Annotated in this window: 7 protein-coding genes and 1 pseudogene; 2 read left to right on the top strand and 6 right to left on the bottom strand. The window is 56.8% G+C overall.

Annotated elements, in window-relative coordinates:
- Positions 1-40: 40 nt before the first annotated feature.
- From QVO51_RS10415 to QVO51_RS10390, 6 genes and pseudogenes are all read right to left on the bottom strand, one after another.
- The gene (locus QVO51_RS10415; protein ID WP_022358339.1) at positions 41-982 is read right to left on the bottom strand and encodes an AEC family transporter; all 942 of its coding nucleotides are present in this window, start codon (positions 980-982) and stop codon (positions 41-43) included.
- A gap of 1 nt (position 983) precedes the next feature.
- Positions 984-2,231, bottom strand: a complete 1,248-nt coding sequence (locus tag QVO51_RS10410; protein WP_022358338.1) for an SGNH/GDSL hydrolase family protein — start codon at positions 2,229-2,231, stop codon at positions 984-986.
- Between the two features lie 8 nt (positions 2,232-2,239).
- Positions 2,240-3,108, bottom strand: a pseudogene (nadC, locus tag QVO51_RS10405) (carboxylating nicotinate-nucleotide diphosphorylase).
- Positions 3,109-3,125: 17 nt separating this feature from the next.
- A complete protein-coding gene (locus QVO51_RS10400) occupies positions 3,126-4,577 on the bottom strand; it encodes an L-aspartate oxidase (RefSeq protein ID WP_022358336.1) in 1,452 nt (483 codons plus the stop codon).
- Positions 4,578-4,722: 145 nt separating this feature from the next.
- The gene (locus QVO51_RS10395; protein WP_022358335.1) at positions 4,723-6,462 is read right to left on the bottom strand and encodes a sensor histidine kinase; all 1,740 of its coding nucleotides are present in this window, start codon (positions 6,460-6,462) and stop codon (positions 4,723-4,725) included.
- On the bottom strand, positions 6,459-7,193 hold the full coding sequence (locus QVO51_RS10390) for a response regulator transcription factor (RefSeq protein ID WP_276795045.1): 735 nt from the start codon (positions 7,191-7,193) through the stop codon (positions 6,459-6,461). The genes QVO51_RS10395 and QVO51_RS10390 overlap by 4 nt, the downstream gene beginning before the upstream one ends.
- Positions 7,194-7,452: 259 nt before the next feature.
- On the opposite strand from QVO51_RS10390, the gene QVO51_RS10385 reads away from it, so the two are divergent.
- Together QVO51_RS10385 and QVO51_RS10380 are read left to right on the top strand one after the other, a co-directional pair.
- On the top strand, positions 7,453-8,295 hold the full coding sequence (locus QVO51_RS10385; RefSeq protein WP_022358333.1) for a metallophosphoesterase: 843 nt from the start codon (positions 7,453-7,455) through the stop codon (positions 8,293-8,295).
- A gap of 175 nt (positions 8,296-8,470) precedes the next feature.
- Positions 8,471-9,050: adenylosuccinate synthetase (locus QVO51_RS10380; protein WP_288168188.1), on the top strand; the 580-nt coding region annotated here is incomplete at its 3' end.

The following is a 9,050-nucleotide window of genomic DNA, read 5'->3' as shown; positions in this document are numbered from 1 at the left end:
GAACGAATTCGCTCACGGACTTTTGCGATATGGGATTGCGTCAGACATACCCTAAGGTGCGCAGTACAAAGATAATGCCTGTGACGGTGATGGCGGAAAGCATGGTGGTCAGTACCACGATGCTGCCTGCCATGGAGACATTGTTGTGCATGCCCCGTGCCATAATATAGCCGGAAACCGTTGCCGGGGCGCCCAGCATAATGAGGATCGCAATCAGGGACTCGTCCCGGAATCCCAGGAGTACTGCAATGGGTAGGAAAATCGCCGGCTGAATCAATAGCTTGATGGTTGTTGCAAGGAGTACAGGGATCCGTTGGGCGGATGCCTTTTGCAGATCAAAGTCGGCGCCAACCATCAGCAGCGCCAGGGGAGAAGTAATCATTGAAAGATTGTTCAGAGATTTCTGCACCAGTGCCGGGAACTGCATGTGCAGCAGCGCAAAGGGAATGCCAGCCAGGATTCCAAGGATCAGAGGGTTGGTCAGAACCTCCAGGCATACCTTTTTGATCTGTCCCTGGGGTGGACGCTCCGAACTGTACATGGTCAGCAGAATCACAGAGCCGATGTTGTAGATGGGCACAATGGCGATCATCATCAGAGGAACCATGCCTGCACGGCCGTACATGTTTTCCGCAAATGCCACTCCAAGGATTCCGGCACTGCCCCGGATGGCACCTTGTACAAAGCTGCCGATGCTTGCTCTGTCCTTGTAGAACAGCGCTGCCAGAATCCATACCGCCGCAAAGCATGCCAGGGTGGCGGATACGCAGAACAGAAAGAATTTCATGCTGAAGGTGGCGGACAGATCTGTTTCCGCCACGTCGCAAAACAGCATGACCGGAAGCAGCACCCGGAACACCAGCCGATTGTTGGCGTCCTGAAAGTCCTTCCGGATGATACCGATTTTCTTGAGGAACCAGCCAACAAAGATGACGAAGAACACCGGCATCGTTGCGTTCAGGCTGAATTCCAGGTTGCTCATGTCAGCTTACCAGCAAGCCCAAAACGGTAAACTGCGTCAGATCTGTGCCCTCGAGCTGCTTGATGGTTACCGTATGGGTGGATGGCGTGTCAGAGGTGTAAACCTGCTGCGCCTGTGCGTAATTGCCCCAACCGCCGGTAAAATCGCCGTCCAGCACCTGGATCAGCCGGTCATCCACATAGACGCAGTACTGACCGCTTTTGCCGTCCACGGTCTTATAGTACAGCACGCCGATGTTGCTGCCGGTAACTTCAAAGGTCAGCTCGCCGCCTTCCTTCGTGGTCCAGTCGTTGGGGAATTGATTGGAAAGCTCCGCCTGCTCAAAGCCCTGCATGGTCTTGGGGGTCAGGGTCTTGCTGTCCAGCAGTTGTCCCTTGGCGTACAGATCCTTTGTGACCGGGGTAGCTGTGAAGGTCAGGTCAGAGGTATTGATCTGATCCAGCTTTGCGTAAACCGAGTTGAAATAGCTCCACAGCAGCTCGCCGATGATACCGTGTCCCACGGAGTTGGGGTGGATATTGTCCGGGGAAATGTCCTTCCAGGTGAACTTGCCGGCTTCAATCTCCGGCAGCACCGCATTTTTATAGCTGATCATGGGCAGATTATATGCCGAGCCAATCTGCATATGGGTGTCCTGAAGGCTGGTGCCGTCCTCCTGGGTGGTGAACAGCAGGATCACTGCCGGATGGTTCTCTGCCTGCAAAATCTTCCGCACCAGGCTGTCGTAGGTTTGCAGATTCAGTGCCGCATCCGTATCGTTTACGGAAAATTCCACGATCACCACATCCGGTTTCTTGCTCAGCAGGTCTGCATCCACCCGGTGTACCCCGATGTAGGAATCCGTAGCGCCAATGCCTGCATTGACAAAGTCTAGCTGCGCCTTGGGGAACGTCTTTGCCCACCACTGGAGCGCCCGGTTTGCATACCGCTCGTCAGTGGTGGAGGCGGCAGTACCCTGGGTAATGGAGCCGCCGATGGTACCGATGGTGATCTTCTCACCTGCCTGCGCCCGCTTCATGGCATCCGCCAACCGGGCGGTATTACCCGGATTGACCACTGCACGCCGGATCATATCCTCCGTGGTGTGCCCCAGATTCAGGGTGGGCAGATTCAGGGAGGGATCCGCCATGCTCCAGGTGCTCTGGGATGAACTGTCCTGCATCTGAGAATCCTCCTTTTTGCCGCAACCGGCAGCGCTCAGCAGCAGCATAGCCGCTGTCAGCAGTGCGATTTGTCTGAACGGCTTCATAATGCACCTCACTTAGCTTGTTTGATCCGCATGGAGATGTCAAAGCATTTCACGCTGTGGGTCAGAGCCCCCAGGGAAATGATATCCACGCCGGTTTCTGCAATGGGGCGGATGGTTTCGGCGGTAACGTTGCCGGATGCTTCCAGCAGGGCGCGCCCTGCGTTGATCTGCACCGCCGCTGCCATATCCTCGCAGGACATATTGTCCAGCATGATAATCTCACAGCCTGCGTCCAGAGCCTCCTGCAGTTCCTCCAGGTTCCGCACCTCCACCTCGATTTTGACCATATGCCCAATCTTATCCCGGAGAGCAGCCACCGCAGGGGTAATGCCGCCGNNACCGCAGGGGTAATGCCGCCGTAGGCGTCCAGGTGGTTGTCCTTGAGCATGGCGCCGTCGGACAGGTTGAACCGGTGGTTTCTGCCGCCGCCTACTACCACTGCATACTTCTGCAGCGCACGCATGCCGGGCAGGGTCTTCCGGGTGTCGGTGATCCGGGCACGGGTGCCTTCTACCAGTTGGACGCACCGGTTGGTGGCGGTGGCGATGCCGGACATATGCTGCAATAGATTCAGCGCCGTGCGCTCTCCCTTCAGCAGGGTCTTGGTGCTGCCGGTCATGGTTGCGAGGATGTCGCCTTTACACACTTTGTCTCCATCGTGGAACAGTGCCCTGGTCTCCACATTGCCCCCTGCCAGGTCAAAGACCCGCAGCGCCACGTCCATGCCGCACAGCACGCCCTCGTCCTTGGCGATATAGTACGCCTCGCTGGTGTGGGAATCCGGCATCAGGGTGTCCGTGGTGATGTCCACATAGGTAATGTCCTCCGCAAGGGCTCTGCGGATCAGATCGTCAATATAATTCTGGGGCAGATTCATAGGGATCGCTCCTTTCGTCAGATGACTTCCTTGAGAATCAGATATGCCACAGTGGCAAGGGATTTTGCTTCAATGTAATCGGCGTTGATCCGGTAGTTGCCCTCCAGCAGCATCTGCCGGATCCGGGCAACCCGTTCAAAGCCTGCTGCGGCAGCCTCCTTGTCCGGAATGACAAAGTAGCTGTGCTGCATAATATGCCGGATCTCCGTGCGCAGACCCTGGGGAATGGGGGGCGCATCCGGGTCATGGGGGAAGCTGTGCTCCTCAAAGGTATCCGGCACTTCGGACAGGTGCTTGGCAATGTCCGTTGCCGCATGTCGGGAGAATACCAGTGCCTCCAGCAGGGAATTGCTTGCCAGTCGGTTGTTGCCGTGTACCCCAGTGTGGGAGCATTCTCCCGCAGCGTACAGCCGATCCAGGGCGGTACGGGAATCCGCATTCACGTCGATGCCTCCCATCAGATAATGCTGACAGGGGAAGATCGGGATCCGGTCAGTGGTCAGATCATAGCCCTGCTTGAGCAGGTTTTCGTAAATCATGGGGAACCGATGCTTCAAAAATTCCGGATCCTTGTGACTGATATCCAGATAGAACTCCTGGGAATCCTGTCGGTGGCTTTCCAGAATGATGGCGTGGGATACCACATCCCGGGGTGCCAGCTCCAGTCGGTCATCGTACCGCTGCATGAACCGCTCCCCCGCAGCATTCAGCAGGTATGCCCCCTCGCCCCGTACCGCTTCGGAAATCAGGAAGCATTCCCGGGTGTGCCGGTTGTTGAAGGCGGTGGGGTGGAACTGTACCAGGCTCAGATTCTTGATAGGAGCTCCCAGCTCATAGGCAAAGGTGATGCCGTCCCCAGTGGCAATGGCGGAATTGGTAGTGAATTCGTACACTCTGCCGATGCCGCCGGTGGCAAGCAGCAGGAAGTGACTGTGGAAGGCGGTGTAGGTGCCTTCGTGGAGGGTATCCACAGAAAAGCCCGTTCCGGTTTTTGCTACGCCGCACAAAAGTGTGTTTTCCAGGATCTCTACATTGGGCAGCGTCCGTACAGTCTGCAAAAGCTTGGATACGATCTCAAAGCCTGTCGCATCCTTATGGTGGAAGATCCGGTGCTTGCTGTGCCCCCCTTCCAGGGTGCGGTGGAGGGAACCGTCCGGATTCCGGTCAAACTCCACCCCCAGGTCGATGATCCTGCCGATATCCTGGGCGGCTTCGTTCACCAGGATGGACAGGGTCTCTGTGTTGTTCTTGAATCCGCCTGCAACGAGGGTATCCTGCTTGTGCAGCTGTACATCATCCTCCGGGGAGTCGTAGACCCCGGCGATGCCCCCCTGAGCCAGGGCGGAGTTGCACAGGGTCAGCTCCCGTTTACAGATCAGAAGCACCCGCAGGGATGCAGGGAGGTTGAGAGCAGCGTACAGACCGGCAGCGCCGCCTCCGGCAATGATGACGTCATAGTGATTAGTCATAACAATCCCATACTTTCTTCATAAAGATATATAAGTCTATTGTATCATATTTTCTGTGACTTGTCATTGGGTAATCCGACAAAATTCATTCTCCCTGCCCGGAATCCTTTGCCCTTCCCCATAGAAAAAGAGGCATAGCACCGGGCTATGCCTCCAGGGCTGCGTCAGATCCGCAGCATGGGAAAGTGAGAATGGCTTTGAATTGATCTCCGTCGATGGCGACCCGGAAACCACCGCCGCAGGCCTCCGCAAAGCTCTTGGCGATGGCAAGCCCCAGACCGGAGCCCTCCGTACTGCGCATGGCGTCTCCACGGGTGAACCGTTCCGTGATCTCCTCCGGGGTAAAATACATTTCGTAGGAGGAGGTGTTCTGGATGCAGCAGGAGAATTCCGTCTGTGTACCGGTGACCCGAATGTAGATCCGGGTGTTTTCCATGGAATAGCGCAGGGCGTTTGCCAACAGGTTCTGATAGATCCGGTACAGCTTGTTGCCCTCCGCCCGGATGATGCAGCGATCCAGGTCGGTTTGCAGCCGGATGTCTCTGCCGGATCGCTGAATGGTATCCTCCATATCTGCCAGTACCTGTCGCAGGCACATGACCGCATCCAGCCGGGTGCAGCACACATCCTCCCCGCTGGCCGCCTTGGCAAGATCAAATACATCCTGTACCATCCGGCGCAGCCCCTGGGATTTTCGTTCCAGCACATGCACATAGTCCATGGCCTGGGGCGGCAGCTCCTCCTTGGACAGCAGGTCAATGTAGCTGATGAGGGAGGTCAGCGGCGTTTTCAGGTCGTGGGACACATTGGTGACCAGGTTGACCTTGGTGCGTTCCGCCTGTACCTGCCGGGCAATGGCGTCCCGGGTGCTGTCCTGGATCTGATCCAGTTCCCGGAGTTGTGCCGCTACGCAGGAATCCTCCGCCGGGGCGGCAGGGGAGAAATCCCCCTGGCTGATGGTGTGGATCCGCTGACTTAGCCGGTCGATTTGTCGGCTGCGTCGCATCTGGATGCCGATGTAAACGGCGATCACCAGGAGGGATAACAGCAGCATGGCACTGATTTGGTTTGGACGATCAAAGGGGGAAAAACACAGCGCCAAGCTAAGAATCACCACCATGGCAGTGATGCTGTGCAGGGCTGTCTGCTGGGAGAAGGGGAGGCTGCGCCAACGGGTTCTGCACTGGGCTTTCCGGTTCCGGATGCTTTGCGCACATCGGTTGATGATCCGGCGCAGCCGATTGCCGGCGGGGGTATCCGGCAATGTGACCGGTGCATTGAGCCGTTGGCGCATAGAAGAAGCGGCTGCATGCAGCTTGTCTCCGCTAGCATCCGGCAGTTCGATCGGCGCATGCAAGCGTTCATGCAGGGCGGCACGCTTTTCCTGGCGAACCGGTGTCTGAAAAAAGGCTGCAAGCAGGGAGGTGGCAGCCAGCTGTCCGCTCCGGATCCGGCGCAGCAGGCTTGCCAGGGACTCCAGAGACAGGAAACAGAGCAGTGCCGCATACAGTCCCACATTGCACTGGGCAAGAGGCTCCTGCCGGAAAAATGCGGCTTTCGGCATGCTTTCGTGGTGCTTGCAGATCGCCCACCATACGGGTATCGTGCACAGGATCAGCAGAAGAATGCTCTCCAGGGAGAATGGATCCAGAACGCTGTGCGCCTCTGGGATCTGCTCCGGTTTGCGCAGCGATTTGACCAGCACGATGCAGGAGAATAACACCGTCAGCAAGCCGCTGACGGCAGTACCCAGGATCAAGGGGGTGTATGGTTGAATTGCCGGATGGACATCCATCAGCAGCACCAGGGTTGTCAAGCACCCCATGCACAGGGCAGCCGCCATTGCCCAGAACATCGTTCGGCGTGTATGCTTTTCTGCTTTCATGGCTTCTTGCCTCCTTTTCGGGCAGCAGGGTCCTGTAGCTGATAGCCGATGCCCCACACCACCTTCAGATAATTCGGTTCACGGGGATTGATCTCGATTTTCTCCCGGATATGACGGATATGTACCATGACGGTGTTTTCCACTGCATAGGCGTCCTCGTTCCATACCCGGCTGTAGATCTCCTCTGCGGAAAAAATCCGCCCCGGATTCCGCAGGAACAATTCCATGATCTTCAGCTCCTTGGAGGTGAGCCGTACCGACTCTCCGTCCACCGTCAGCTGCCGGGTGTCCGGATCATACTCCAGTCCGCCCACCCGGATCAGCTTTTGCATCCGGACACTGTCCGCCGCACCCAGGTGCAGATACCGCCGCAGGCTGGATTTTACCCGTGCCGCCAGCTCCTGGGGGTGGTAGGGCTTGGCGATGTAGTCGTCCGCACCCATGGACAGCCCCAGGATTTTGTCGCTTTCCTCGGATTTTGCCGACAGAATGAGGATGGGTATATTTTTCTGTTCCCGGATCTTCATCATCGCCGACAGACCGTCCAGCTTTGGCATCATCACGTCAATGAGGATCAGGGAAACCGGATGCTCTGCTACAGCCTCCAGAGCCTCCAGCCCGTTGTATGCCCGCAGTACGGTCAGTCCCTCCTGTTCCAGCAGGGTGGCAATGGCACGGACAATATCCCGGTCGTCGTCCGCCACCAGGACGGTGCATTGTGTGTAATCCATCATCATATTGCGCAGACAGGTGCTGCGCCGCTCCTTTCGTTTGCCTGTCTTTATCATAACTCGCATTCCTTAGAAAAAAGAAAAGGGAATTCTTAAGAAACCCTTAAGGCAACGCCGCACAAGTTCTGCGCAGTGCAGCTTGAATAGTCCTTCTGTTAATATACTACATTTTTCCGGATCCGTCAAATCCGTTGCATTCGACGGGGAAATCCGGTATAATAAAAGATAAGGCAATACAGAATCAGAATGGAGGAACAGCATGATCGGAATCATTGCCGGGGCGGCGGCAGGGCTACTGGCCGCAGAGTTTGTCCGTGAAAACTGCTGCATGCTGGCGGTGCGGCAGGATACCATTGATCAGCCTGCATACACCGGGCGCCCCTTGAAGCTGGCGCTGGTGTCGGATACCCACATCATCAACCGGCGGCGGCAGAGGCGCTGTCAGCGGCTGCTCCGGGCAGTCCGGGCAGCAAAGCCGGATCTGATCCTCGTTCCCGGGGATCTGGTGAGCCGAACCTGCACGGACTTTTCCTTGGTGCAGCAGCTGCTGACCGGGCTGTGCGCCATTGCTCCGGTGTACTATGCGCCAGGCAATCATGAGCTGGATATGACGGAACCCATGCGGCAGAAGCTGTACCGGACGATTGAAGCTACCGGTACGGTGCTGCTGTGCAACCGGACTGTGCAGCTGGAGGGACTGGCGCTCTGCGGTGTCACCTTGAAATACAGCATGTTCCGGAACCAGAACCGGGGCTTTTCCGGGCTTTCCAAGTATACACCGGATGACATGGAGCAGGCGGTGGGCGTGCATCGGGGCATGACTCTGCTGCTGGCGCACAGCCCCCTGGCTCTGGACACCTATGCTGCCTGGGGAGCGGAGCTGGTGGTGTCCGGTCATGTGCACGGGGGTATGATCCGGCTGCCGGTGGTGGGGGGGTTGCTCTCCCCGGAGCGGAAACTCTTCCCGGCATATTCCAGGGGACATTACCGGCAGGGGCATACGGATCTGATCGTCAGCGGGGGCATCGCCAAGCCCAGACTGTTTAATCCCCCTGAGCTGCGGATCATCACCCTTCGTGGGAAGGATGATTCATCACTTTAGTATGCAACTGCGGAAAAGTATACAGGTTTTCTATGCAATTCGCTGAAAAGCCGGAAAAGGGGCACCCTGCTACGGAAATTCCCTCGGATTCACTTGCTTTTTCGACGAAAAGATGCTATACTACTTGATGTATGCTTCATGCATCCATTAAGGACAAAGAAATGAGGAATTGAGTATGCCTGCTAATATTGTAATCGGCACCCAGTGGGGCGATGAAGGAAAGGGCAAGATTATTGACATTCTTGCATCCCGTGCGGAAGTAGTAGTACGTTCCCAGGGAGGCAACAACGCTGGTCATACGGTGGTAAACAACGGACAGACCTATAAGCTGCACCTGGTGCCCTCCGGCATTTTGTATCCGGGAACTGCCTGCCTGATCGGCGCTGGGGTCGTGCTGGATCCCAAGGATTTTATCTCCGAGCTGGACAATCTGCATGCAAGAGGGATTTCGACGGACAATCTGAAGATCGACCCCCGTGCCCATGTGGTGATGCCCTGGCACATTGTGCTGGACGGACTCAGCGAGAAATTCCGGGGCAATTCCGACATCGGCACCACCAAGCGGGGCATCGGGCCTACCTATATGGACAAATATGAGCGCTGCGGCATTCGGATGTACGATCTGACCCATCCGGAGGTGTTTGCCCAGAAGGCACGGAGCACCGGGGCACTGAAGAACAAGATCATCACTGCCGTATACGGGGGCGAGGCCATCGACCTGGATGCTGTGATCCAGGAATACACCGAATACGGCA

Source organism: Ruminococcus sp. CAG:379 (assembly GCF_000434255.1).
GTDB classification, from domain to species: domain Bacteria; phylum Bacillota; class Clostridia; order Oscillospirales; family Ruminococcaceae; genus Ruminococcus_F; species Ruminococcus_F champanellensis.
This window is presented reverse-complemented; position numbering and strand designations above follow the sequence as displayed.

Excerpts from the sequence above, each read along its gene's own strand:
- QVO51_RS10410 (WP_022358338.1), bottom strand. The coding sequence starts at position 2,231 with ATGAAGCCGTTCAGACAAATCGCACTGCTGACAGCGGCTATGCTGCTG.
- QVO51_RS10385 (WP_022358333.1), top strand. The coding sequence starts at position 7,453 with ATGATCGGAATCATTGCCGGGGCGGCGGCAGGGCTACTGGCCGCAGAG.
- QVO51_RS10390 (WP_276795045.1), bottom strand. The coding sequence starts at position 7,193 with ATGGATTACACACAATGCACCGTCCTGGTGGCGGACGACGACCGGGAT.
- QVO51_RS10415 (WP_022358339.1), bottom strand. The coding sequence starts at position 982 with ATGAGCAACCTGGAATTCAGCCTGAACGCAACGATGCCGGTGTTCTTC.
- QVO51_RS10400 (WP_022358336.1), bottom strand. The coding sequence starts at position 4,577 with ATGACTAATCACTATGACGTCATCATTGCCGGAGGCGGCGCTGCCGGT.
- QVO51_RS10395 (WP_022358335.1), bottom strand. The coding sequence starts at position 6,462 with ATGAAAGCAGAAAAGCATACACGCCGAACGATGTTCTGGGCAATGGCG.